Annotated in this window: 24 protein-coding genes; 5 read left to right on the top strand and 19 right to left on the bottom strand. The window is 60.5% G+C overall.

The window, feature by feature from the left end; translation table 11 throughout:
- Positions 1-147: 147 nt before the first annotated feature.
- From LOY68_RS01940 to ubiE, 9 genes are all read right to left on the bottom strand, one after another.
- Positions 148-855, bottom strand: a complete 708-nt coding sequence (locus tag LOY68_RS01940) for a 16S rRNA (uracil(1498)-N(3))-methyltransferase (RefSeq protein ID WP_054616470.1) — start codon at positions 853-855, stop codon at positions 148-150.
- On the bottom strand, positions 852-1646 hold the full coding sequence (tatC, locus tag LOY68_RS01945; protein ID WP_265042603.1) for a twin-arginine translocase subunit TatC: 795 nt from the start codon (positions 1644-1646) through the stop codon (positions 852-854). The genes LOY68_RS01940 and tatC overlap by 4 nt, the downstream gene beginning before the upstream one ends.
- Complete coding sequence (tatB, locus tag LOY68_RS01950; RefSeq protein WP_054054648.1) at positions 1643-2095, bottom strand: Sec-independent protein translocase protein TatB; 453 nt, start codon at positions 2093-2095, stop codon at positions 1643-1645. Before tatB ends, tatC begins: the two co-directional genes overlap by 4 nt.
- 10 nt (positions 2096-2105) lie before the next feature.
- The gene (locus LOY68_RS01955) at positions 2106-2384 is read right to left on the bottom strand and encodes a twin-arginine translocase TatA/TatE family subunit (RefSeq protein WP_054054647.1); all 279 of its coding nucleotides are present in this window, start codon (positions 2382-2384) and stop codon (positions 2106-2108) included.
- 25 nt (positions 2385-2409) lie between these two features.
- Positions 2410-2742 (bottom strand): phosphoribosyl-ATP diphosphatase, encoded by a 333-nt coding sequence (locus LOY68_RS01960; protein WP_008047820.1) that lies wholly within the window; start codon positions 2740-2742, stop codon positions 2410-2412.
- Complete coding sequence (gene hisI, locus LOY68_RS01965) at positions 2735-3136, bottom strand: phosphoribosyl-AMP cyclohydrolase (RefSeq protein ID WP_054054645.1); 402 nt, start codon at positions 3134-3136, stop codon at positions 2735-2737. The genes LOY68_RS01960 and hisI overlap by 8 nt, the downstream gene beginning before the upstream one ends.
- Positions 3137-3215: 79 nt before the next feature.
- Entirely contained in the window at positions 3216-4820 is a 1605-nt protein-coding gene (gene ubiB, locus LOY68_RS01970) for a ubiquinone biosynthesis regulatory protein kinase UbiB (RefSeq protein WP_054054643.1), read from the bottom strand.
- Positions 4817-5440 carry an SCP2 domain-containing protein gene (locus LOY68_RS01975; RefSeq protein WP_054054641.1) on the bottom strand — a complete coding sequence of 208 codons (624 nt, stop codon included), beginning with the start codon at positions 5438-5440 and terminating at the stop codon, positions 4817-4819. Before LOY68_RS01975 ends, ubiB begins: the two co-directional genes overlap by 4 nt.
- Positions 5440-6210 carry a bifunctional demethylmenaquinone methyltransferase/2-methoxy-6-polyprenyl-1,4-benzoquinol methylase UbiE gene (gene ubiE, locus LOY68_RS01980; protein ID WP_007948968.1) on the bottom strand — a complete coding sequence of 257 codons (771 nt, stop codon included), beginning with the start codon at positions 6208-6210 and terminating at the stop codon, positions 5440-5442. The genes LOY68_RS01975 and ubiE overlap by 1 nt, the downstream gene beginning before the upstream one ends.
- A 155-nt stretch (positions 6211-6365) precedes the next feature.
- Between ubiE and LOY68_RS01985 the strand changes: the two genes are divergently transcribed.
- The 3 genes from LOY68_RS01985 to LOY68_RS01995 all read left to right on the top strand — a co-directional run bounded on the left by LOY68_RS01985 (position 6366) and on the right by LOY68_RS01995 (position 8189).
- The gene (locus tag LOY68_RS01985) at positions 6366-6641 is read left to right on the top strand and encodes a polyhydroxyalkanoic acid system family protein (RefSeq protein ID WP_054616468.1); all 276 of its coding nucleotides are present in this window, start codon (positions 6366-6368) and stop codon (positions 6639-6641) included.
- A gap of 224 nt (positions 6642-6865) precedes the next feature.
- Complete coding sequence (locus LOY68_RS01990; RefSeq protein WP_054054637.1) at positions 6866-7288, top strand: phasin family protein; 423 nt, start codon at positions 6866-6868, stop codon at positions 7286-7288.
- A 10-nt stretch (positions 7289-7298) separates the two neighbouring features.
- Complete coding sequence (locus LOY68_RS01995; RefSeq protein ID WP_265042619.1) at positions 7299-8189, top strand: phasin family protein; 891 nt, start codon at positions 7299-7301, stop codon at positions 8187-8189.
- A 177-nt stretch (positions 8190-8366) separates the two neighbouring features.
- On the opposite strand, the gene LOY68_RS02000 is transcribed toward LOY68_RS01995, so the two are convergent.
- The 10 genes from LOY68_RS02000 to LOY68_RS02045 form a co-directional block, all read right to left on the bottom strand.
- Complete coding sequence (locus tag LOY68_RS02000) at positions 8367-8987, bottom strand: TetR/AcrR family transcriptional regulator (RefSeq protein ID WP_054054634.1); 621 nt, start codon at positions 8985-8987, stop codon at positions 8367-8369.
- A gap of 59 nt (positions 8988-9046) precedes the next feature.
- Positions 9047-10729, bottom strand: a complete 1683-nt coding sequence (gene phaC / locus LOY68_RS02005; RefSeq protein ID WP_265042621.1) for a class II poly(R)-hydroxyalkanoic acid synthase — start codon at positions 10727-10729, stop codon at positions 9047-9049.
- Positions 10730-10843: 114 nt separating this feature from the next.
- The gene (gene phaZ, locus LOY68_RS02010; protein WP_054054631.1) at positions 10844-11698 is read right to left on the bottom strand and encodes a poly(3-hydroxyalkanoate) depolymerase; all 855 of its coding nucleotides are present in this window, start codon (positions 11696-11698) and stop codon (positions 10844-10846) included.
- Positions 11699-11845: 147 nt separating this feature from the next.
- The gene (gene phaC / locus LOY68_RS02015) at positions 11846-13525 is read right to left on the bottom strand and encodes a class II poly(R)-hydroxyalkanoic acid synthase (RefSeq protein WP_054054629.1); all 1680 of its coding nucleotides are present in this window, start codon (positions 13523-13525) and stop codon (positions 11846-11848) included.
- 259 nt (positions 13526-13784) lie between these two features.
- On the bottom strand, positions 13785-14162 hold the full coding sequence (locus tag LOY68_RS02020; RefSeq protein ID WP_265042623.1) for a DUF971 domain-containing protein: 378 nt from the start codon (positions 14160-14162) through the stop codon (positions 13785-13787).
- Positions 14163-14289: 127 nt separating this feature from the next.
- A complete protein-coding gene (gene hslU, locus LOY68_RS02025) occupies positions 14290-15630 on the bottom strand; it encodes an ATP-dependent protease ATPase subunit HslU (protein WP_054616464.1) in 1341 nt (446 codons plus the stop codon).
- Positions 15631-15684: 54 nt separating this feature from the next.
- A complete protein-coding gene (hslV, locus tag LOY68_RS02030; RefSeq protein WP_007899242.1) occupies positions 15685-16215 on the bottom strand; it encodes an ATP-dependent protease subunit HslV in 531 nt (176 codons plus the stop codon).
- 245 nt (positions 16216-16460) lie between these two features.
- Positions 16461-17168, bottom strand: a complete 708-nt coding sequence (locus LOY68_RS02035; RefSeq protein WP_054054622.1) for an SPOR domain-containing protein — start codon at positions 17166-17168, stop codon at positions 16461-16463.
- 1 nt (position 17169) lies between these two features.
- Positions 17170-18906, bottom strand: a complete 1737-nt coding sequence (gene argS, locus LOY68_RS02040) for an arginine--tRNA ligase (RefSeq protein WP_163907862.1) — start codon at positions 18904-18906, stop codon at positions 17170-17172.
- A 237-nt stretch (positions 18907-19143) separates the two neighbouring features.
- Positions 19144-21363 (bottom strand): primosomal protein N', encoded by a 2220-nt coding sequence (locus tag LOY68_RS02045; RefSeq protein WP_054054617.1) that lies wholly within the window; start codon positions 21361-21363, stop codon positions 19144-19146.
- A 286-nt stretch (positions 21364-21649) separates the two neighbouring features.
- Between LOY68_RS02045 and rpmE the strand changes: the two genes are divergently transcribed.
- Positions 21650-21880: a 50S ribosomal protein L31 gene (rpmE, locus tag LOY68_RS02050; protein WP_054054615.1), complete on the top strand. Its 231-nt coding sequence runs from the start codon at positions 21650-21652 to the stop codon at positions 21878-21880.
- 14 nt (positions 21881-21894) lie between these two features.
- Entirely contained in the window at positions 21895-22695 is an 801-nt protein-coding gene (locus LOY68_RS02055) for a thermonuclease family protein (RefSeq protein ID WP_265042628.1), read from the top strand.
- Positions 22696-22795: the final 100 nt, after the last annotated feature.

Consider the following 22795-nt stretch of genomic DNA (forward strand, 5'->3'; position numbering starts at 1 on the left):
TCGCGATGTGGTTTATCTGACGGAACGCGGATTTATGTAGGAGCTGCCGAAGGCTGCGATCTTTTGATCTTGATCTTCGTCGATCTCACCGTTGCCAAGATCAAAAGATCGCAGCCTTCGGCAGCTCCTACACCGGATTGTGTAGGGTCAGAAGAGGCGCGCGAGCAGGGCGGTAACGGCGGTCTCGACGCGCAGGATTCGATCGCCGAGTTGCACCGGTTGCAGGCCAGACTTGCCCAGCAATTCGATTTCGTAGGGAATCCATCCACCTTCCGGGCCGATCGCCAGAGTCACCGGTTCGTCCAGGCCACGGGGGCAGGGCGGATAATTCCCGGGATGGCCAACCAGACCGAGAGTGCCTTCAGTAATTGCGGGCAGACGGTCCTCAACGAACGGCTTGAAGCGCTTCTCGATGACAACCTCTGGCAGCACACTGTCCCGAGCCTGTTCCAGCCCAAGGATCAATTGCTCGCGAATCGCTTCCGGCTCCAGGAATGGCGTTTGCCAGAAGCTCTTCTCGACACGATAGCTGTTCACCAGCACGATGCGCGGCACACCCATGGCGGCCACGGTCTGGAACACCCTGCGCAGCATTTTCGGGCGTGGCAGGGCCAACACCAGGGTCAGCGGCAGCTTGGTCGGTGGCGGTTGATCAAGAACAACGCGCAATTCAGCTTCACCGGCGTCCAGGCGCAGCACCTCGGCTGAGCCCATCAACCCGCCGATCCGGCCAACGCGCATGCTGTCGCCGACTTCACAGCGATGCACTTCCTGCATATGGGTCAGCCGTCGATCACGCAGGATCACCCGGTCAGCCGCAATGAAATCGGCTTCTTCGAGAAGCAGCAGATTCACGGCTGGGTCGCTGGCGGCTGGTCGTTGTGATCGTCAACCGGTTGGTCGTCCGGGTGTTCGCCGCGCTTGCTGACCAGGCCACCGAACAGGATGCCGATCTCGAACAGCAGCCACATCGGTACGGCCAACAGCGTCTGGGAGAAGATGTCCGGCGGGGTCAGGATCATGCCGACCACGAAGCAGCCGATGATCACGTAGGGGCGGATCTTCTTCAGGTATTTGACGTCGACCACGCCGATCCACACCAGCAGCACCACGGCCACCGGGATCTCGAACGCCACGCCGAAGGCGAAGAACAGCGTCATGACGAAATCGAGGTAGCTGGTGATGTCGGTCATCATTTCCACGCCGGCCGGGGTGGCGGCGGCGAAGAATTTGAAGATCAGCGGGAACACCAGGTAATAGGCGAACGCCATGCCGGTGTAGAACAGCATGATGCTGGAGATCAGCAGCGGCACCGCGATGCGTTTCTCATGCTTGTACAGGCCTGGCGCGATAAAGCCCCAGATCTGGTGCAGGATCACCGGGATCGCCAGGAACAGCGAGACCATCATCGTCAGTTTCAGCGGCGTCAGGAACGGCGACGACACGTCGGTGGCGATCATCGTTGCGCCGGCGGGCAAGTAAGCCCGCAGCGGCGTCGAGACGAACGTGTAGATCTGCTGGGTGAACGCGAACAGCCCGGCGAAGATGATGAAAATCGCCGCTACACAGCGCAGCAGGCGGGTACGCAACTCGGTGAGGTGCGAAACCAGCGGCATGTGCTGGTCGTTTTCAGGAAGTTCGCTCATGGGGCTCGCGGCGGCAGTGTTGGGTCGTGAGGAGCCGGCGTTGTCGGCGCGGCGGCAGGCGCAACAGGTTCTACGGGCGTTGGCGTGGGGATCACAGGCGCGGGTTCGACACCGCCCATGGTCGGCACGGATTCGGTGCCCGGCGCATGAATCGTCGGCTCGGCCACCGGTTCAACCGGCGGCACCGGCGTGGGCTCCTGCTGGGTCGGCGTGAAAATCTTCCGCGCCTCCTGCTCCAGCGACAGAATGTGCTCGTTGTGCAGTTGCCGACGAATTTCGTCGGCACCGATTTCACGTTCAACTTCCTGTTTGATCGCGTTGAAGCTGCGCTTCAGCCGCCCGATCCACAGACCGGCGGTGCGCGCAGCGCCCGGCAAACGCTCGGGGCCCAGCACCAGCAGGGCAACGAGGCCGACGAGCAGCAGTTCAGAGAAGCTGATACCAAACATTAGTCAGTGCTCACACGTCTTTGCGGATCGGCTCTTCGACTTTCTGCGCCTGCACGTCGATGGTGTGCGGCTGGTTCAGTGGCGAGGTCGTGGTTGGTTGAGCAGGTGGCACCGGTTGCGCCGGGGTCACGGTCGGGTCGGCCGGTTTTTCATCATCGTTCATGGCTTTGCGAAAGCCCTTGATCGACTCGCCGACGTCAGTGCCGAGGTTTTTCAGTTTCTTGGTGCCGAACACCAGCACCACGACAACCAGGATGACGATCCAGTGTTTCCAGTCAAAAATGCCCATGTTACTGCTCCTCTCAAATAGTTATTCAGGCGGACGGACGCGAGGCTTTCTCGGCGTGTCCGGACAGACCGAAGCGACGGTCCAGTTCATCGAGCACAGCCTGTGGATGCTGCCCCAGTTGGGCGAGCATGACCATGCTGTGGAACCACAAATCGGCGGTCTCGTAGATCACGTCGCTGCAGTCACCGCTGATGGCGGCGTCCTTGGCGGCAATGATGGTCTCGACCGATTCTTCGCCGACTTTTTCCAGAATCTTGTTCAAGCCCTTGTGGTACAGGCTGGCGACATACGAGCTGTCGGCAGCGGCGCCTTTGCGCTCTTCCAGCACTTCAGCCAGACGGGTCAGAGTGTCACTCATGTGTGTGTCCTGCGGAATAGATGGCGTGCGGATCTTTCAGGACCGGATCGACGGTTTTCCAGTCACCGTTCTCGAAGACGCGGTAGAAGCAGCTCTGGCGGCCGGTATGGCAGGCGATGTCGCCGATCTGCTCGACCATCAGGATGATCACGTCGGCGTCGCAGTCCAGGCGCATCTCATGCAGGGTCTGTACGTGGCCGGACTCTTCGCCCTTGCGCCACAACTTGCCACGCGAACGCGACCAGTAAATGGCGCGGTTCTCGGCAGCGCTCAGCTCCAGCGCTTCGCGGTTCATCCAGGCCATCATCAGGACGCGCCCGGTCTTGTGGTCCTGGGCAATCGCCGGCACCAGGCCGTCAGCATCCCACTTGATCTCGTCCAGCCAGTTTTTCATCTTCGACTCCGACAGCGGGCCCGACACTTCATTAGTCGGGCAGGCGTTGAAACAGTGTGCCAGCGTGCGATGGCTCTGGCTATCGGCGAACGACCAGATACAAACCGACAATCATCATGATCCCGGCCGGCCAATGCCCCAGTTCATTCAGCGGGCCACCGGCGGCGAGTACCGCGCCACCGCCCAGGTGCGCGCAACCGAGCAGGCGCAGGAACCAGTCGTCCTTGCGTCGATGCCACGGCGGCGGCGGATCATAGGCGTGAGGTTGGGACATGCGTTCCAGCAGGTCACGGGCCATGTTGGCCAAGTGCGGCAGTTGTTCGAACTGGCTCTGCACGTTGCCGATCAAGGCTTTCGGGCTGACGCGCTCGCGCATCCAGCGTTCGAGGAACGGCTGGGCGGTGTTCCACAGATCAAGGTCCGGGTACAGCTGACGGCCGAGGCCTTCGATGTTCAACAGGGTTTTTTGCAGCAGCACGAGTTGCGGCTGCACTTCCATATTGAAGCGTCGAGCGGTCTGGAACAGGCGCATCAGCACCTGGCCGAAGGAAATATCTTTTAACGGTTTTTCGAAAATCGGCTCGCAAACGGTACGAATCGCCGCTTCGAATTCGTTGAGTTTGGTTTCCGCCGGTACCCAGCCCGAATCGATGTGCAGTTGCGCCACACGCCGGTAGTCACGCTTGAAGAAGGCGAACAGGTTGCGCGCCAGGTAGTCCTGGTCTTCCGGCGTCAGGCTGCCGACGATGCCGCAGTCGATCGCAATGTACTGCGGGCTCCACGGGTTCACGGTGCTGACGAAGATGTTGCCCGGGTGCATGTCGGCGTGGAAGAAACTGTCGCGGAACACCTGGGTGAAGAAGATCTCCACGCCGCGTTCGGCGAGCATTTTCATGTCGGTGCGCTGGTCGGCCAGGGTCGCGAGGTCGGTGACCTGGATCCCGTAGATGCGCTCCATCACCAGCACTTTCGGCCGGCACCAGTCCCAATAGACTTGCGGTACGTAAAGTAGGTCTGAACCTTCGAAGTTGCGCTTCAACTGGCTGGCGTTGGCCGCTTCGCGCAACAGGTCGAGTTCGTCGTAGATGGTTTTTTCGTAATCCTGAACCACGTCCACTGGATGCAGCAGACGCGCATCGGCCGAAAGCTTTTCGGCGGCGCGGGCGAGGATGAACAGCCACGCCAGATCCTGGGCGATGATCGGTTTGAGTCCCGGGCGGATTACTTTAACGACGACTTCTTCGCCGGTTTTCAGTTGCGCGGCATGCACCTGCGCCACCGAGGCCGAGGCCAGCGGCTCAACGTCGAAACGGCTGAACACTTCGCTGATCTTTTTGCCGAGCTGCTCTTCGATCAGTTTGATCGACACCTGGGAGTCGAATGGCGGCACCCGGTCCTGCAGTTTCATCAGCTCATCGGCGATGTCTTCCGGCAGCAGGTCGCGGCGGGTGGACAGGATTTGCCCGAACTTGATGAAAATCGGCCCCAGGTCCTGCAAGGCCAGGCGCAATCGCGCGCCACGGCTCAGGTCCAGGGTCTTGCGTGGGAACCAGCGCCACGGCAAGGCATAGCGCAGCGCCAGCAGAAACCAGGGCAGCGGCAGGGCGAACAGCAGGTCATCGAGGCGGTAGCGGATCACGACGCGCTGGATGCGCAACAAACGGCGGACGGCAAGCAGCTTCATGCGTTATCGCTTGGGTCGAGGGATCGGGAAAGGCGCTCGAAACGCGCCTCGAGACGTTCCAGATCGAGTTTGATCTGGTCCAGTTCACTGAAACGGGCTTCGGCTTCGCGCTGCCCGACGAGGGTGCGCGATTCTTCGGCCAGGTATTCGCCAAGGTTCTGGTTCAGGCTGGCGAACCCTTGCTGATAAAAACGCGCGCGGCTGCGCAGGTGACCGCCGACCAGTTGCGTGGCCACCGGACCGAGCCAGCGCGAGAGTTCGTACTCCCAGTCCAGCTCAAGGTCTTGCAGGATTGCAGCCAGCTCCAACAGCACGCCGCTGTCGCCGTCGAGCTCGACTTCGGGGCCGTGCAGCACCGAAGTCTTGTCCTTGCTCAGCGCCAGTTTCAACAGGCTCGAGGCCGGTGCACGCAAAGTGCAATCGGCGCCGGTTTCCCACTGGGAGGCGAGCATCAGGCCTTCATCGCTGGGCAGGATGAACAGCTGCAACGCCGGGCTGCGGCAATCGACGGCAATCACCCGGCCGCTCAAATGCGCCAGCCGCGGCAGCGCCGTGCTGTCGAGACGCAGCACCCGGTTCAGACCGAGTTCAACGCTGGCAAGCAGGCCGGCCAGCAACATCAGGGTTTGATGCCGCGGTGCAGGGCGACGATGCCTGCGGTCATGTTGTGGTAGGTCACGCGGTCGAAACCGGCCTCGACCATCATCGACTTCAGGGTTTCCTGATTCGGGTGCATGCGGATCGATTCGGCCAGGTAGCGATAGCTTTCCGAGTCGTTGGTGATCAGCTTGCCCATCAGCGGCATGAAGGCGAACGAGTAGGCGTCGTAGGCTTTGGACATCAGCGCGTTGGTTGGCTTGGAGAATTCCAGCACCAGCAAACGGCCACCCGGTTTCAGCACGCGCAGCATCGAGCGCAGGGCGTCTTCTTTATGCGTAACGTTGCGCAGACCAAAAGCGATGGTCACGCAGTCGAAATGGTTGTCCGGGAACGGCAGCTTTTCCGCGTCGGCCTGGACGAATTCGACGTTGCCGGCGACACCGAGGTCCAGCAGGCGGTCACGACCGACCTTGAGCATGGATTCGTTGATATCGGCCAACACCACCTGGCCGGTCGGGCCCACGAGGTGCGAGAACTTCTTGGTCAGGTCGCCAGTACCGCCGGCAATGTCTAGCACGCGGTTACCGGTGCGAACGCCTGACAGTTCGATCGCGAAACGCTTCCACAGACGGTGCATGCCGCCCGACAGGAGGTCGTTCATCAAGTCGTACTTGGCGGCTACCGAGTGGAAAACCTCAGCGACTTTTTCCGCTTTTTGGCTTTCCGGAACGTTTTTGAAACCGAAGTGAGTGGTGGGTTCGGCATCGCTGCCTTTGCGCTGATCAGTCATATCGCTGTCACCAGAAGAGAATGCGGGACATTCTAATCCCGGTGGCCTGCTTTGTCTTGGCAACACTGAAGGTAAGATAGGCAACCGCCGGGACGTTTTGCCGCAGAGACGGTCAAGATGCTTCAGGAAAGTATCCATAAAGCAGGAGTCATTCGATGGCCCGAATTAGTGTTGAACGTGCCCACAGCCTGGGCAAGGAAGCAGCCCGCGAGAAGGCCAATCTGTTGGCGCAGAAACTGTCCGAGCAATATGGCCTGGAGCCGTCGTGGTCCGGCGATACCCTGAACCTCAAGCGTTCGGGTGTGAAAGGCGCGGTGTTGGTGGGCGAGGATTCGATCAAGATCGATGTCGAGCTGGGCCTGTTGATGTCGGCCATGAGCGGCACGATCAAATCGGAAATCGAAAAGGCGCTGGATAAAGCGTTGGTGTGACGCCGAAAAGATCGCAGCCTCGTTTCACTCGACAGCTCCTACAGATGCACGCCGCCACCCTCTGTAGGAGCTGTCGAGTGAAACGAGGCTGCGATCTCTTCCATCGGGCACCATCTGTTTATGTCAGTTGTTAGGGTGCCGTTTCTAATTTTTCTCCCTACTTTGTGCATGAGCCCGACACTTTCGCGGGCAGTTCCTCAAACCTTCTGCGCGTGAGGTGCACCATGGCCAAAGTTATTTTGAAGAAAAAAATCGACGCATCGACCACTGCTCTGGGCGACGTCAAATCCTATGCCCGCAAGATCTGGCTGGCAGGCCTGGGGGCCTACACCAAGGTCGGCCAAGAGGGCAGCGAGTACTTTCAAGAGTTGATCAAGGCTGGTCAAACTGTTGAAACCAAAGGCAAAAAAGCAGTTGCCGAGAAACTTGAAGCCGCTAACTCAGAGATCGAAGAAGCCAAGAGTGAAGTGAGCACTTTCAAAGGCAAGGTCGAACTTCAACTCGACAAGGTCGAGAAGGCTTTTGACTCGCGTGTCGCAAGTGCCTTGAATCGTATCGGCATTCCGTCTAAACATGACGTTGAGACACTCTCTGCTAAGCTCGATGAGCTGACGGCATTGCTCGAACGCGTCGCGCGTAAATCTTAAGGAGAACGGGATGGCTGGTAAAAAGAACACCGAAAAAGAAGGCAGCTCGTGGATCGGGAAAGTCGAAGACTACTCCCGCAAAATCTGGCTGGCTGGTTTAGGCGTGTACTCGAAGATCGACACTGACGGCAGCAAGCTCTTCGATACATTGGTTAAAGACGGCGAGAAAGCCGAGAAGCTCACCAAGAGCGCTGTCGGCAAGAAAGTCGATGACGTCAAGGATTCCGCTTCGTCGGCCAAGTCGCGCATCAGCGGCGTGAAAGATCGCGCACTGGGCAAGTGGGATGAGCTGGAAGGTGCTTTCGACAAGCGTCTGAACAGCGCCATTTCGCGCCTCGGTGTTCCGAGCCGCAACGAAGTCAAAGCGCTGCACAGCAAGGTCGATACCCTGACCAAGCAAATCGAAAAACTCACCGGTGCCAAGGTTGCGCCTGTTGCGGCGAAAACCGCGGCGGCCAAACCTGCTGCTAAAACTGCGGCCGCCAAACCGGCAGCCAAAACCGCTGCCAAGCCACTGGTGAAGGCCGCGGCCAAAGCAGTTGCCAAGCCTGCTGCTAAAGTCGCGGCTAAAACCGCTGCCGCTAAACCGGCTGCCAAGGCCGTTACCAAAGCAGCCGCCAAACCGGTCGCCGCCGCCAAGGCCGCCGCCAAACCTGCTGCTAAGCCGGCTGCCAAAACTGCAGCAGCTAAACCTGCAGCCAAGCCAGCGGCAAAACCTGCCGCCGCTAAAAAGCCTGCAGTGAAAAAGCCGGCCGCTCCAAAAGCCGCCGCACCAAAACCAGCAGTGGCTGCCGCCAAACCGGCAACCCCGGCCACTACAGCGAACTCCGCTGCAGCGCCGACCCCTGCTGTGACCCCGACTGCCGCGCCAGCTCCATCGACGCCAACCAGTCAGTCCTGATTTTCAGGGCTCAAGAAAACGCCCGGCCTGCAAAGGTCGGGCGTTTTTTTATGCGCGATTCCATGAACACGGCAGATTCCCATGTGGGAGCGGGCTTGCTCGCGAATGCGGCGTGTCAGTCGACATCACTATTGAATGAAAAACCGCATTCGCGAGCAGGCTCGCTCCCACAAGGGGTTAGTCGTGCTCCTCTAGATACTGCAACGCCAACTGCTCAGTCGCAGCCTTGATCGGCGGCAGCAGATGCGGCGCCACCAGCATCATGATCTGATACACCACCAACCTGACTTCCCCCTCGCGATCCAGAATCCGCTGATAGTCCAGCGAGAACAGCAACGTCATGGTGATCTGTTCCACCAGTTGCCCCAAGGCCTGGGTGTCGCTGACCAACTGCCCCTGAGCCTGGAGCCGCGCCAGCAACGAGGCCAGTGTGCGCTTCAAGGCATTGAGCAAATTGCGGATGCCCTTGGCCAGTTTCGGCAGGCGTCCGGCCAGGTTCGACAGGTCCTGGAACAGGAACCGGTAATGCGCCAGGCGCTCGACGATCAGGTGCAGGAACAACCAGTAATCTTCAGGCCCCAGTTCCACATCGGAAGGTGGATCGAGCAGCGGCGCCAGCTCATTCTGGAAGCGTTCGAACAACCCCAGAATCAGCGGTTCCTTGCCGTGGAAGTGGTAGTAGAGGTTGCCGGGGCTGATCCCCATTTCATTGGCAACTTCCATGGTGGAAACGTTCGGTTCGCCCTTGCAGTTGAACAACTGCAGGGCACATTCGAGGATCCGGTCGCGGGTTTTCATCCAGTCTTCTTAATGGTCGGGTCATGCCACGGCCGACGTAGGCCGTGGTTGGTTGAGCGTCAGCGCACGCGAACGTAAGTGCCGGGTGCGGCTTCCATCGGTGGATAGTTCGGGTTGCCGAGGGCCATGTGGGTTTCTTTCTGTGCGCCGGAGCGTTCCTGAATCCAGGTCAGCCATTGCGTCCACCAACTGCCATCGGTTTGCTTGGCGTCGTAATACCAGGCCCGTGGGTCGCTGCTCAGTTTCGGGCTTTCGACGAAGTTGGCTTTCGGGTTCGAAGGCGGGTTGAGAATGCTCTGCACATGACCGCTGTTGGATAGGACGAAACGCCGCTCGCCACCCAGCAGCAGGGTCGAGCGATACACCGCATCCCACGGAGTGATGTGATCGTTGATGCCGGCCACGCTGAAACTGTCGACCGTGACTTTCTGCAAATCGATCGGCGTGCCGCACACTTCCAGGCCGCCCGGATGGCTCAGCGGGTTGTGCTTGAAGAAGTCCAGCAGGTCGCCATGGAACGCCGCGGGCAGGCGCGTGTTGTCGTTGTTCCAGTAGAGGATGTCGAACGCCGGCGGCTCCTTGCCGAGCAGGTAGTTGTTTACGAAATAACTCCAGATCAAATCGTTGGGACGCATCCAGGCGAACACCTTGGCCATGTCGCGACCGTCCAGCACACCCTTCTGATAAGAGCGGCGCTTGGCTGCCTCCAGAGTCTGCTCGTCGGCGAACAGCGTGGCCGGGCTGTCCATCTGACTGTCGAGCAGGCTCACCAGGTAAGTCGCGCTCGACACCCGTCGCAATTGCCGCTTGGCCTGCAGATGCCCCTGCAACGCGGCAATCGTCAGTCCGCCAGCGCAGGCGCCCATCAAGTTCACTTCCCGCGCGCCGGTGATCGCCCGGCATACGTTCATCGCTTCCTCAACCGCTTCGACGTAGGTCGATAGCCCCCATTCGCGATGGCGCACATCCGGGTTGCGCCAGCTGATCATGAAGGTTTGCAGGCCATTCTTCAGGGCGAACTGGACGAAGCTGTTGTGCGGGCTCAGGTCGAAAATGTAGTACTTGTTGATCTGCGGCGGCACCACCAGCAGCGGCTTGGAATACTGTTTTTCGCTCATCGGCTTGTACTGGATCAGCTCCAGCAACTCGTTGCGGAACACCACGGAACCGGTGGTGGTGGCGACGGTTTTGCCGACCTCGAAGGCTTGCTTGGTGACTTGCCGGGGCAGTCCATCGTTGTGCAGGAAATCATCGATCAGGTGCCCGACACCGCGCACCAGGCTGTGGCCGCCGGAGTTGAAAATCTCCTTGATCGCCAGCGGATTGAGCAGGGTGTTGGAGGGCGACACGGCGTCGTTGAGCAGGGCGAAAGCGAAGTGGGCGCGGGCGCGATCGTCCGGGCTCATGTCGCTCTCGTCGATCCAGCTTTTGACCTGTTTCTGCCAGCTCAGGTACGCCTGCAAACTGCGCCGGTAAAACGGGTTGAGGCTCCATGATGGGTCGGCAAAGCGACCGTCCTGCGGGTTGGTCGGATGCAGGGTTTCGCCCAGCAACACACGGCCCAACTGGCCACCCAGCTTCAGTGCGTGCCGGGCACTGTGCACCGGGTTGCGCAAACCGTGGGCGGCTACGCTCCGCAGGGTTGAAAACAGATCCCGGCCGCGCAGGCCGGTAATCGCACTCTGTGCGTTGATGAACGCGGCGGGAGTGGGCAAAAACTCCCTCGCTGGTTTTTCGCGCATGAATCAACACTCCTTCGTCTTCAGGCCAAAAACAAACACACCGAACCAGAACACCATAGACGCTGTTGCGGGTTGTTGCGCGGAACGGCGTCCTGCCGTCCGACATTGGGTTGATTAGCTGCCCAATGGTGACGGCTGCGGATGCATCACTGCCCGCTGACGCTCTTCCTCGAGGAATTTCATGATGATCGGCGCCACCGCCTCGGCGCGGGTGATCAGGAACAGATGCCCGTCATCGATGATGTGCAACTGGGCGTTGGGGATTCGCCAGGCAAGCATGCGCATGTTGATCAGCGGGATCAGCGGATCGTCATCGCCGGCCAGCACCAGGGTCGGCTGGTGAATCTTGTGCAGCCAGTGAATGCTGGTCCAGCCGAGACCGGCGAACAGTTGCCAGTAGTAACCGAGCTTGCCCGCCGAACGCACCTTCGCCGCGTGGCTGGCAGCCAGCGTCGGATCGCGACGGAATGAGCCGCCGTAGATCATCGGCGCAATCCGAATCACGTGGGACGGCTGGATGTAGCGTCGGGGACTGGCCATCATCCACAGTACTTTCGGCTTGCCCGGCACCATCACCGCACCGGCAGCGGTGGCGGCGAGCACCAGTTTCTTGCAGCGCTCGGGGTAGTCGTAGGCGAATTGCTGCGCCAGCGCGCCGCCCCACGACACGCCGATCACGTTGACCTGTCCATAGTCCAGATAGTCGAGCATCCGTGCCGTCAGTTTTGCCAATCCCGGAAAGCGATAGGGCCGATTCGGCGTCGACGAGCCGCCGACACCGGGAACGTCGAAAGCAATGACCTCCAGGTCCGGGTCCAGCGCCGCGACGAACGGAAACACCAGCTCCAGGTTGGCGCCGATGCCGTTGAAAATCAGCAAGGGCGTCAAGTGAGGCTTGCCGGGGCGTACCGCGGTGCGGAGGGTCTGGCCATCCAGGTCGACGGTACGAAAAATGAACGGTTGCGGCATGCTTCAGGCCCTGTGGGTTAATTCATCCCCGCCCCTTGTAGGAGCGAAGCTTGCTCGCGAAGGCGTCACTTCAGTCGACATCTAAGTTGAATGAATGACCGCTTTCGCGAGCAAGCTTCGCTCCTACAAGAGCGCGGGGTGTGTCAGTTACCGCTCATGCACGTAGGTACCCGGCGCAGCTTCGCCCGCCGTGTAGGTTTTGTTGCCCAGTACGGTCGGGGATTTCTTCAGCTTGCCCGAACGCTCTGCTTGCCATGCCTGCCAGTGCAGCCACCAGGAATCGGTGTGTTTGGTGGAGTTCTCTTGCCAGTCCTCGGCCTTAACCGGCATCTCGGTGCTGGTCATATAGCGTGACTTCGGATTACCTGGCGGGTTCAGAATGCTTTGGATGTGCCCGCTGCTGGACAGCACGAATTCAACCTTGCCGCCAAACAACTGCGCCGACTTGTAGCAAGACTTCCACGGTGTGATGTGGTCGTTGGTGCCGGCCAGGGAAAAGATATCGGCGGTGACCTGTTTCAGGTCAATCGCTGTGCCGCACACTTCCAGAGCGTTGGGGCGGATCAGTGGATTGCTTTTGAACATCTCGATCAGGTCGCCGTGGAACGCCGCCGGCAACCGTGTGGTGTCGTTGTTCCAGAACAGGATGTCGAACACCGGCGGCTCGTTGCCCAGCAGGTAGTTGTTGACCCAGTAGTTCCAGATCAGGTCGTTGGGGCGCATCCAGGCGAAGACTTTCGCCATGTCGCGGCCTTCCAGCACACCGGCCTGGTAGGAATGGCGCTTGGCGGCTTCGAGGGTCTGCTCGTCGACGAACAGGGCCACGTCGCTGTCCAGGGTGGTGTCCAGCACGCTCACCAGCAAGGTCAGGGCGTTGACCTTCTTCTCGCCGATCGCGGCGTAGTGGCCCAGCAGGGCGGTGCAGGTGATGCCGCCGGAGCAGGCGCCAAGCATATTCACGTCTTTGCTGCCGGTGATCGCCATGACCACATCGACCGCTTCCTTGAGCGCCTCGATGTAGGTGGACAGGCCCCACTCGCGTTGTTCCTTGGTCGGGTTGCGCCAACTGACGATGAAGGTCTGCACATTGTTGCGCAGGCAGAAGCGCGCCAGGCTCTTGTCCGGGCTCAAGTCGAATACGTAGAACTTGTTGATCTGCGGCGGCACCACCAGCAATGGGCGTTCGTGCACCTGCTCGGTGATCGGCCGGTACTGGATCAGCTCCAGTACGTCGTTGCGGAATACCACCGCGCCTTCGGTCACGCCCAGGCTCTTGCCGACTTCGAACGCGCCCATGTTGACCTGGCTCGGCATGCCGCCGTTGTGCACGATGTCCTTGGCCAGGTGAGAGAGACCGTCGAGCAGGCTCTTGCCGCCGGTTTCGAAGAAGCGTTTGACTGCCGCAGGGTTGGCCGCACTGTTGGTCGGGGCCATGGCTTCGGTCATGAGGTTGATCACGAAGTGCCCGCGAGCGACGTCTTTGGGCGACAGGCTGCTGTCGTCGATCCAGTCGTGGAGTTCCTTGCGCCACGCCAGGTAAGTTTGCAGATAACGTTTGTAGAGCGGGTTCTGGCTCCAGGCCGGATCGTTGAAGCGACGGTCATCGCCCGGCGGTTGCAGCTCGGATTTGCCGAACAGCACGTTCTTGAGTTCGAGGCCGAAATGAGCGACATGCTTGACGCTGTGAATCGGTTGTTTGATGGCCTGCCTGAGCACCATCCGAGCAGAAGCCAGTAGATCCTTGCCACGCAGTCCAACAACAGGATTAAGCCCCAGGGTGTTTTCCGAGGCTTGATACTTCAGGTCATCGTTGTTCTTGTTACTCATCTACGACGCTCCATTGTCCTGAGACGAGTACCCGGGCCCAGCCGTGTAGTCACACAACCAATACCAGGTACTGCTGCTCGGGTGACCGTTAATACTGCATCGCTGCTTTTTCAACACAACGAGCACTGCAGGGAACTTGCCAGTTCCATTGGTTACCCGAGTTTAATTTTTTTCGCAAGCGGGCCGATCCTCGGCGCCGCAGCGGAGCATTCAAACAGATGAAATTAGAAAATGCCCTCTAAAGAGCAAGAGGCCTGACCTAGAGCATCAGCTTGACGACGGACTGACTCGGATCGCGGGTTTTGCCGGCCGCTTTGAGCTCGGCAAGATAATCGTTCCAGAGATCCTCTTGGCGCACCGCCAACTGATAGAGATATTCCCAAGTGAACAGGCCGCTGTCGTGGCCGTCGTCGAAGGTCAATTTCAGTGCGTACTGACCGGCCGGTTCTACCTTGCTCAGGCCGACGGCGATCTTGCCAAATTGCAGGATAGGTTTGCCGTGGCCCTGGACCTCGGCGGAAGGAGAGTGCACGCGCAGGAACTCGGCGGGCAGGTGATATTCCTCGCCGGACGCGTATTTCAGCGACAGGGTTTTCGAGGCTTTGTGCAGCTTGATGTCGGTGGGGAGTTGGGTCATGACAGGTCATCCGTCTGGTGAAGCGTCCTGTAGGAGCTGCCGCAGGCTGCGATCTTTTGATCTTGATTTTAAGGGGCAAAATCAAAAGATCGCAGCCTGCGGCAGCTCCTACGGGAAAGTAGGTGACCTACAGGATATAACGGGACAGGTCTTCGTTCTGCGCCAATTCGCCGAGGTGGCTGTTGACGTAGTCGGCGTCGATCAGGATCACCTTGTCATCGTGGGCGCTGGCCAGATCACCGGCGCTGAACGACACCTCTTCCAGCAGACGCTCAAGCAGCGTGTGCAGGCGACGGGCGCCGATGTTCTCGGTTTTCTCGTTGACCTGCCAAGCGATCTCGGCGATGCGCTTGATCCCGTCCGGCTGGAATTCGATCGCCAGGCCTTCGGTTTTCAGCAGCGCGCAATATTGCTCGGTGAGCGACGCATGCGGTTCGCTGAGAATGCGCTCGAAGTCTTCCGGGGTCAGCGCCTTCAGTTCAACGCGGATCGGCAGGCGACCTTGCAGCTCAGGCACCAGGTCGCTCGGTTTGCTCAGGTGGAACGCGCCGGAAGCGATAAACAGGATGTGGTCGGTCTTGACCATGCCCAGCTTGGTGTTGACGGTGCAGCCTTCGATCAGCGGCAGCAAATCACGTTGCACACCTTCACGGGACACGTCGACGCCACCGGAGTTGCCGCGCTTGGCGACCTTGTCGATTTCGTCGATGAACACGATGCCGTGCTGCTCGACTGCTTCCAGTGCCTTGGCCTTCAACTCTTCTTCGTTGACCAGGCGCCCGGCTTCTTCGTCACGCACCAGTTTCAGCGCTTCCTTGACCTTGAGCTTGCGGCTCTTCTTTTTGCCCTTGCCCATGTTGGCAAACAGGCTCTGCAACTGGTTGGTCATCTCTTCCATGCCCGGCGGTGCGGAGATGTCGACACCCGCCACTTCGGCGATTTCGATTTCGATCTCTTTGTCATCCAGCTGACCTTCACGCAAGCGCTTGCGAAACAGCTGACGGGTGTTGGAATCGGACGCGGAGGCCGAGTCCTCGTTGCTGAAGCCCATGCGTGGCGGTGGCAGCAGCGCGTCGAGGATACGGTCTTCGGCGGCGTCTTCGGCGCGGTGGCGAACCTTGGTCATTTCCTGTTCGCGCAGCAGCTTGATCGCGGCGTCGGCGAGGTCACGAATGATCGATTCAACGTCACGGCCGACATAGCCGACTTCGGTGAACTTGGTCGCTTCGACCTTGATGAACGGCGCGTTGGCCAGTTTGGCCAGGCGACGGGCGATCTCGGTTTTACCGACACCGGTCGGGCCGATCATCAGGATGTTCTTTGGCGTTACTTCAACACGCAGCTCTTCCGGCAGCTGCATCCGGCGCCAGCGGTTACGCAGCGCGATGGCGACGGCGCGCTTGGCATCGTCCTGGCCGATGATATGGCGATTGAGTTCGTGGACGATTTCACGGGGAGTCATGGACATAGTAATTGGCGGTCCTCTGGCAAAAGTGAGCCGTGGCGCTAGGCCGAAACAGGCTTACTCGGCGAGGTCCTGCTCCTCAATGGTGAAGGTGTGGTTGGTGAATACACAGATGTCGCCGGCGATGCCGAGCGCGGTTTCGACGATTTCCCGGGCCGACAGATCGGTCTTCTTCAGCAAGGCACTGGCTGCCGCTTGAGCGTAGCCGCCGCCGGAACCCATGGCGATCAGGCCTTCTTCGGGTTCGACCACGTCACCGTTGCCGGTGATGATCAGGGAGGCGTCTTTGTTGGCGACCGCGAGCATGGCTTCGAGACGGCTCAGGGAGCGGTCGGTGCGCCATTCTTTGGCGAGTTCGACAGCGGCGCGAACCAGGTGACCCTGATGTTTTTCGAGCTGGCCTTCAAAACGCTCGAACAGGGTGAAGGCGTCGGCGGTGGCCCCGGCAAAACCGGCGATGACCTGACCGTGGTACAGGCGACGAACTTTCTTCGCGTTGCCTTTCATCACGGTATTGCCGAGAGAAACCTGGCCGTCGCCGCCCATGACGACTTTGCCGTGGCGGCGAACTGAAACGATGGTGGTCAAGGGAGAGTCTCCACGCAGCGGGGCGAAAATGCCTTATGCCAACTCATATGGGGGTGGTGGAGAATTTTTCAACTGTGGGGCGGGAGAGGGGACGAGCGGTGTTCAAGCGGGGAAAGGTGTGTTGGCTGTTCTGGCGCCTTCGCGGGCAAGCCTCGCTCCTACAAGGAATGCATCGTGTGGACGACGTAAACCTGTAGGAGCGAGGCTTGCCCGCGAAGAACGATAACGCGGTATTTCCGACGAAATCAGCGGCTCTGGCGTTGTTGTAACAACAGGTTGCTGAAACCGCTGCCCGCCAGTTGTTTCTGGGCGGTGGTCAGTTGTTCGCGGTTGCTGAACGGCCCGACCAATACGCGATACCATGTCTCGTCCTTGACCATGCCGGACTCAACCGCCACCGCCTGACCGAGCAAGATGATCTGCGCACGTACCTTGTCGGCATCGGCTTCCTTGCGGAACGAACCGGCCTGCAAGAAGAACTTGGTCACTGGCGCCGCTTTTGATACCGGTGGCGGTGGTGGCGGAGTAATCCCCGCCAGCGCGGCCTGGGCCCGCGCGGTGTCGATTTTCGCCGCTTGCTCCGGCGTCACCGGGGTAGTCGGCACGGTCGGCACTTGTGGTGTCGGCAGGGTTTTCTCCGGCACCGCGTCTGGCGGCACGATCACTTCCGATTCCGGCAGCAAAGTGTAGAAGTCGTACTTCGGCTTCACCGGTTGCGTCGGGCTCGGCGGGGTCTTGTTGGCCTCGGCGATCTTGGTGGCTTTCTGCTGTTCGATCTTCTCGCGCTTGACGCTTTCGCTGCCCTTGCCCGGCTCCAGCTTCATCAGGAACACGATAAACGCGCCGACCGTCAGGCCGATGGCCATCCACAGCCAGCCCGGAATCGGCTGCTTGGCAGGAGCGGTGTAACGACTGGCGCCACGCTTGGGTGCAGGTTTTTTCTTGGCAGCCAACTTACATACGCTCCAGAGTTTCCAGACCCAAGAGTTCCAGGCCTTGCTTGAGTGTGCGACCGGTCAGCGCGGCAAGGCGCAGACGGCTTTGCATTTGCGCCGGGGTATCGGCAGTGAGGATCGGGCAGTTCTCGTAGAAGCTGGAGAACAGGCCGGCGACATCGTACAGGTAGGTGCACAGGATGTGCGGCGTTCCTTTGTCGGAAACGTTGTTCAGCACTTCGCCGAACTGCGCCAGTTTGGCCGCCAGTTCATGTTCGTGCGCGGCTTCGAGAACGATCTGGCCTTCGACTTCGCTGAAGTCCTTGCCGAGCTTGCGGAACACGCCGGCCACGCGGGTGTAGGCGTACAGCAGGTACGGCGCGGTGTTGCCTTCGAAGTTCAGCATCAGGTCGAAGTTGAAGCTGTAATCGCTGGTGCGGTGCTTCGACAGGTCGGCGTATTTCACCGCGCCAATGCCCACGACCTTGGCGATGTTGCGCAGATCGTCTTCGGCCAGCTCCGGGTTCTTCTCTTTCACCAGGGTGTAGGCGCGGTCCTTGGCTTCGTTCAGCAGGTCCACCAGTTTCACGGTGCCGCCATCACGGGTCTTGAACGGACGGCCATCGGCACCGTTCATGGTGCCGAAGCCCATGTGTTCCATTTCCATCGGGTGCGTGACGAAACCGGCCAGGCGCGCGACCTGGAACACTTGCTGGAAGTGCAGGGCCTGACGCTGGTCGACGAAGTACAGCGCGCGATCAGCCTTCAGTTTGCCGCTGCGATAACGCACGGCCGCCAGGTCGGTGGTGGCGTAGAGGTAACCGCCGTCAGCCTTGACGATGATCACCGGCAGCGGATCGCCGTCGGCGTTCTTGAATTCGTCGAGGAACACGCACTGGGCGCCGTTGCTCTCGACCAGCAGGCCGGCAGCCTTGAGGTCGTTGACCACGTTGATCAGGTCGTCGTTGTAGGCGCTTTCGCCCATCACGTCGGCCATGGTCAGTTTGACGTTCAGTTGTTCGTAGATTGCCTGGCAGTGGGACAGCGAGATATCGCGGAAGCGCGACCACAGCGCCAGGCACTCGGCGTCGCCGGCCTGCAACTTGACCACCAGGCCACGGGCACGGTCGGCAAACTCTTCGGAGCCGTCGAAGCGCTGCTTGGCGGCGCGGTAGAAGTTTTCCAGGTCCGACAGCTCGTCGCTGGTGATCGGGTTTTCTTGCAGGTACGCCATTAGCATGCCGAACTGGGTGCCCCAGTCGCCGACATGGTTCTGACGGATCACGGTGTCGCCGAGGAACTCCAGGACCCGCGCCACGCCATCGCCGATGATGGTCGAGCGCAAGTGGCCGACGTGCATCTCTTTGGCCAGGTTGGGTGCGGACAGGTCAACCACGGTGCGCTGCACCGGGCCAGCCTTGCGCACACCGACGTGGTCGTCGGCCAGGGCGGCGTCCAGGCGCGCGGCCAGGGCTTGGGTGTTCTGGAAGAAGTTCAGGAAGCCCGGGCCGGCGATTTCGGTCTTGGTGACGTTTTCGTCAGCCGGCAGGGCGGCGATGATTTTCTCGGCCAGGTCGCGGGGCTTCATGCCCGCCGGTTTGGCCAGCATCATCGCGATATTGCTGGCGAAGTCGCCGTTCTTCTTGTCGCGGGAGTTTTCCACCTGGATCGCCGGCGACAGGCCTTCAGGCAACACACCTTCGTTGACGAGTTGGGTGATGGCTTGTTGGATCAGCTGGCGAATGGTGTCTTTCATGGTGTTCTCTTTCGACCGCAAGCGCGGCGGCGCCTGGATGCGCTAGTGGAAAAACTGGGCATTATCCGTGGCATAGACGTGCTTGCCAACTATAGCGGGCAGGTTATGGATATGTGGTGACAATTAGGGCCTCTTCGCGGGCAAGCCTCGCTCCTACAGGTTATGGGGCGTGCGCATCATTTTCGAACGCCACATGACCTGTAGGAGCGAGGCTTGCCCGCGAAGGCAATCTCCCAATCAATATAAATCGACCGGATCAACATCCAAAGACCAGCGCACCGCCCGCCCGCTCGGCATCTGCTCCAGCGCCAGCAACCAACTGCTCAGCAACCGATGCAACGGTGCGCGTGCCGTCGCCTGCAACAACAACTGCGCGCGATAGCGCCCGGCCCGACGCTCCATCGGTGCCGGCACCGGCCCGAGCAACTCGATACCGCTCAGATTCTGCTCAGCCAGCAATCGTTCCGCCTCGCTGCACGCTTCATCGAGAAAACCTTCGGCTTGCCCCGGTTTATGCGCTTCGGCCCGTAGCAGCGCCAGATGCGCAAACGGCGGCAAACCGGCGGCGCGACGCTCGCTCAAAGCCTGTTCGGCAAAGGCGAAGTAACCCTGTTCGGTCAGTTGCACCAGCAATGGATGGTCGGCCAGGTGGGTCTGGATGATCACTCGACCCGGCTCTTCGGCCCGGCCCGCGCGGCCTGCGACCTGCACGATCAACTGCGCCATGCGCTCGCTGGCGCGGAAGTCGCCGGAGAACAGCCCGCCGTCGGCATCGAGAATCGACACCAGCGTCACCCGAGGGAAGTGGTGCCCTTTGGCAAGCATCTGCGTGCCGACCAGAATGCACGGCTGGCCTTTCTGGATCGTCGCGAACAGCTGATTCATCGCGTCCTTGCGCGAGGTGCTGTCGCGGTCAACCCGCAGCACTGGTACATCCGGGAACAGGATCGCCAAGCGTTCCTCGGCGCGCTCGGTACCCGCGCCCACGGGCCGCAAATCGACCTTGCCGCATTTCGGGCAATGCCGGGGCACGCGCTCGACGTAGCCGCAGTGGTGACAGCGCAATTCGCCGGAGCGCTGGTGCACGGTCATCCGCGCATCGCAACGCTGGCATTCGGACATCCAGCCGCAATCGTGGCAAAGCAGGGTCGGCGCAAAACCACGGCGGTTCAGGAACACCAGGACTTGCTGGCCGGCCGCCAGGGTCTGGCCGATGGCTTGCTGCATCGGCCCGGAAATGCCGCTGTCCAGCGGACGACTTTTTACGTCCAGGCGCAGGAAACGCGGTTGCTTGGCGCCACCCGCGCGCTCATTCAGACGTAGGAGGCCGTAACGACCTGTGTAGGCGTTGTGCAGGCTTTCCAGCGAAGGCGTGGCGGATCCGAGCACGATCGGGATGTTTTCCTGCCGAGCGCGGACCAGCGCCAGGTCTCGGGCGTGATAGCGCAAGCCTTCCTGCTGCTTATAAGAGCCGTCGTGCTCTTCATCGATGATGATCAGGCCGGGGTTTTTCATCGGCGTGAACAGTGCCGAACGGGTGCCGATAATAATGTCGGCGTCGCCGTCACGGGCGGCGAGCCAGGCTTCCAGGCGCTCGCGATCGTTGACCGCCGAGTGAATCAGCGCAATGCGTGCATTGAAGCGCTGCTCGAAGCGCGCCAGAGTTTGCGGGCCGAGGTTGATCTCCGGGATCAACACCAGCGCTTGCTTGCCGGCCTCAAGGGTTTCGCGGATCAGTTGCAAATAGACTTCGGTCTTGCCGCTGCCGGTGACGCCCGCGAGCAGGAACGCGTGATAACTGTCGAACCCGGCGCGGATCGCTTCATAGGCGGCGCGTTGTTCCGGGTTGAGCGGCAACTCCGGTTGGGCCAGCCAATGCTCATGGCGGGCGTCGGGTGCGTGCTTGCGGATTTCGACTTGCACCAGGTCTTTGGCCAGCAGCAGGTCCAGGCTGTCCTTGCTCAGCATCAGTTTGCTCAGCAACTGATGAGCGACGCCATGGGGGTGCTGGGCCAATGTCGCCAGGGCTTCACGTTGGCGCGGGGCGCGGGCGATGCGTGGATCATCCAGGCTGGCGCCGGGCGCTGCCGACCAGAACCGTTCCTGGCGTGCTTCGGCCAGTTCGCCCTGGCGCAACAACACCGGCAGCGCCCAGCTCAAGGTGTCGCCGAGACTGTGTTGGTAATACTGGGACGTCCACAGGCACAGCTTGAACAGCGCTGGCGGCAGCGGCGGCGTGGCATCGAGCAGGGCCAGGGCCGGTTTGAGCTTTTCCACCGGGACTTCGCTGGTGTCGGTGACTTCTACCAGAATGCCGATCATCTCCCGTCGACCAAACGGCACCCGCAGGCGCATACCCGGTTGCAACTGGGCGCGCAGGACCCCGGCCGGGGCGCGGTAATCGAACAGGCGGCGCAGCGGCGAGGGCAGGGCGAGGCGCAAAATGGCGTCGGGCACGCGGGGGGATCTCGATAAACGGAAAAATTAACAGCAGAGCCATGACCTGTGGGAGCGAGCCTGCTCGCGAAAAGGGAGTGTCAGTCAGCATTTATGGTGTCTGATACAACGCTTTCGCGAGCAGGCTCGCTCCTACAAGGGCGGCGATTTGGTCGGGAGCCTAGCAGACGGTCGGTAGAAGGGACAGCTTGCGTGATTGTCATTGTCTGGTAGAATCCGCGGCCTAATTACGTGCGGTATTCAACAATAGTGTTGAGTGGCGGCACGCTAGCCCGAGGAATACACCATGAAAGCCGATATCCATCCAACATACGAAGTCACCGCAGTTACCTGCAGCTGTGGCAACAAGTTCGAAACTCGTTCGAACCTGGCCAAGCCTCTGGCGATCGACGTATGCAATGAGTGCCACCCGTTCTACACCGGTAAGCAGAAGACTCTGGATACTGGCGGCCGTGTACAGCGCTTCGCAGACCGTTTCGGTGCCTTCGGCAAGAAACCTGCTGCTGCAGCAGAGTAAGGTTCCCAAGCCCTATGGGCTTTACCTTGCTAACGAAAAAGGCGTCCCTTGCGGGCGCCTTTTTTGTGTCTGCGATTTGGCTTTCTGGTGCCCAGGCCTTTTGCCCGGCGCCTAGCGGTTTGACGCCGGCCACCGTGCAGCGGGTGGTGGACGGTGACACCCTGCGCCTGAGCGATGGCCGCAATGTGCGCATGATCGGCTTGAACACCCCGGAACTGGGCCGACAGGGGCGCACCGACGAGCCGTTCGCCGTGGCGGCGCGCAAACGCCTCGAAGCGCTGGTCGCTGCCAGTGATGGCCGGGTGGGTTTGTTGCCGGGTAAAGAGGCCAAGGATCGCTACGGCCGCACCTTGGCGCATGTCTATAGCGCCAATGGCGCCAACCTGGAAGCGCAGATGCTTGCCGAAGGCCTCGGTTTTCAGGTCGCGATTGCGCCGAATATCGATTTGGTCAGTTGCCAGCAATCAGCGGAGCGCACGGCTCGACAGGCCGGCCTCGGGCTGTGGCGCCAGTCACCTGTGCTGAAAGCGGATCAGATCAAGGCCTCCGGTTTTGCTGTGCTCAGTGGTCGTGTGAGCAAGGTTCAACGCAATCGCGGCGGGGTTTGGATCGAGTTGCAGGATTCGGTTGTATTGCGCGTTGCACCCAATGTGCTCGGGCGGTTCGATGTCAGATCGCTGGAACGGCTGAAGGGCAAGCAAATCGAGGCTCGCGGCTGGGTGCTTGACCGTTCGCGCCGTAGTGGACTCGATGACGGTCAGGCACGCTGGCTGCTCCCGCTAAGCGACCCTTCGATGCTTCAAGCAGGGCAGTGATAAAAAGTTGTAGACATTTTTTTGATGGATTGTGAACAGTCGAGCCCTTGTGTTCCGTGGCTCTTGGCCCAAAGTCGTAGGGCAGGGCGCTTGACAGGGG

The organism is Pseudomonas sp. B21-053 (assembly GCF_026016365.1).
Lineage (GTDB): Bacteria > Pseudomonadota > Gammaproteobacteria > Pseudomonadales > Pseudomonadaceae > Aquipseudomonas > Aquipseudomonas nunensis.

What these genes read in the sequence shown, in the direction of transcription:
- phaZ (WP_054054631.1), bottom strand. Translation starts at nt 11,698, where the DNA reads ATGCCGCAACCGTTCATTTTTCGTACCGTCGACCTGGATGGCCAGACC.
- rpmE (WP_054054615.1), top strand. Translation starts at nt 21,650, where the DNA reads ATGAAAGCCGATATCCATCCAACATACGAAGTCACCGCAGTTACCTGC.
- LOY68_RS01975 (WP_054054641.1), bottom strand. Translation starts at nt 5,440, where the DNA reads ATGTTGCTGGCCGGCCTGCTTGCCAGCGTTGAACTCGGTCTGAACCGG.
- argS (WP_163907862.1), bottom strand. Translation starts at nt 18,906, where the DNA reads ATGAAAGACACCATTCGCCAGCTGATCCAACAAGCCATCACCCAACTC.
- LOY68_RS01995 (WP_265042619.1), top strand. Translation starts at nt 7,299, where the DNA reads ATGGCTGGTAAAAAGAACACCGAAAAAGAAGGCAGCTCGTGGATCGGG.
- phaC (WP_265042621.1), bottom strand. Translation starts at nt 10,729, where the DNA reads ATGCGCGAAAAACCAGCGAGGGAGTTTTTGCCCACTCCCGCCGCGTTC.
- LOY68_RS01985 (WP_054616468.1), top strand. Translation starts at nt 6,366, where the DNA reads ATGGCCCGAATTAGTGTTGAACGTGCCCACAGCCTGGGCAAGGAAGCA.
- hslU (WP_054616464.1), bottom strand. Translation starts at nt 15,630, where the DNA reads ATGTCCATGACTCCCCGTGAAATCGTCCACGAACTCAATCGCCATATC.
- ubiB (WP_054054643.1), bottom strand. Translation starts at nt 4,820, where the DNA reads ATGAAGCTGCTTGCCGTCCGCCGTTTGTTGCGCATCCAGCGCGTCGTG.
- LOY68_RS02055 (WP_265042628.1), top strand. Translation starts at nt 21,895, where the DNA reads ATGGGCTTTACCTTGCTAACGAAAAAGGCGTCCCTTGCGGGCGCCTTT.
- phaC (WP_054054629.1), bottom strand. Translation starts at nt 13,525, where the DNA reads ATGAGTAACAAGAACAACGATGACCTGAAGTATCAAGCCTCGGAAAAC.
- ubiE (WP_007948968.1), bottom strand. Translation starts at nt 6,210, where the DNA reads ATGACTGATCAGCGCAAAGGCAGCGATGCCGAACCCACCACTCACTTC.
- hisI (WP_054054645.1), bottom strand. Translation starts at nt 3,136, where the DNA reads ATGAAAAACTGGCTGGACGAGATCAAGTGGGATGCTGACGGCCTGGTG.
- LOY68_RS02020 (WP_265042623.1), bottom strand. Translation starts at nt 14,162, where the DNA reads ATGACCCAACTCCCCACCGACATCAAGCTGCACAAAGCCTCGAAAACC.
- LOY68_RS01960 (WP_008047820.1), bottom strand. Translation starts at nt 2,742, where the DNA reads ATGAGTGACACTCTGACCCGTCTGGCTGAAGTGCTGGAAGAGCGCAAA.
- LOY68_RS01990 (WP_054054637.1), top strand. Translation starts at nt 6,866, where the DNA reads ATGGCCAAAGTTATTTTGAAGAAAAAAATCGACGCATCGACCACTGCT.
- LOY68_RS02000 (WP_054054634.1), bottom strand. Translation starts at nt 8,987, where the DNA reads ATGAAAACCCGCGACCGGATCCTCGAATGTGCCCTGCAGTTGTTCAAC.
- tatC (WP_265042603.1), bottom strand. Translation starts at nt 1,646, where the DNA reads ATGAGCGAACTTCCTGAAAACGACCAGCACATGCCGCTGGTTTCGCAC.
- tatB (WP_054054648.1), bottom strand. Translation starts at nt 2,095, where the DNA reads ATGTTTGGTATCAGCTTCTCTGAACTGCTGCTCGTCGGCCTCGTTGCC.
- LOY68_RS01955 (WP_054054647.1), bottom strand. Translation starts at nt 2,384, where the DNA reads ATGGGCATTTTTGACTGGAAACACTGGATCGTCATCCTGGTTGTCGTG.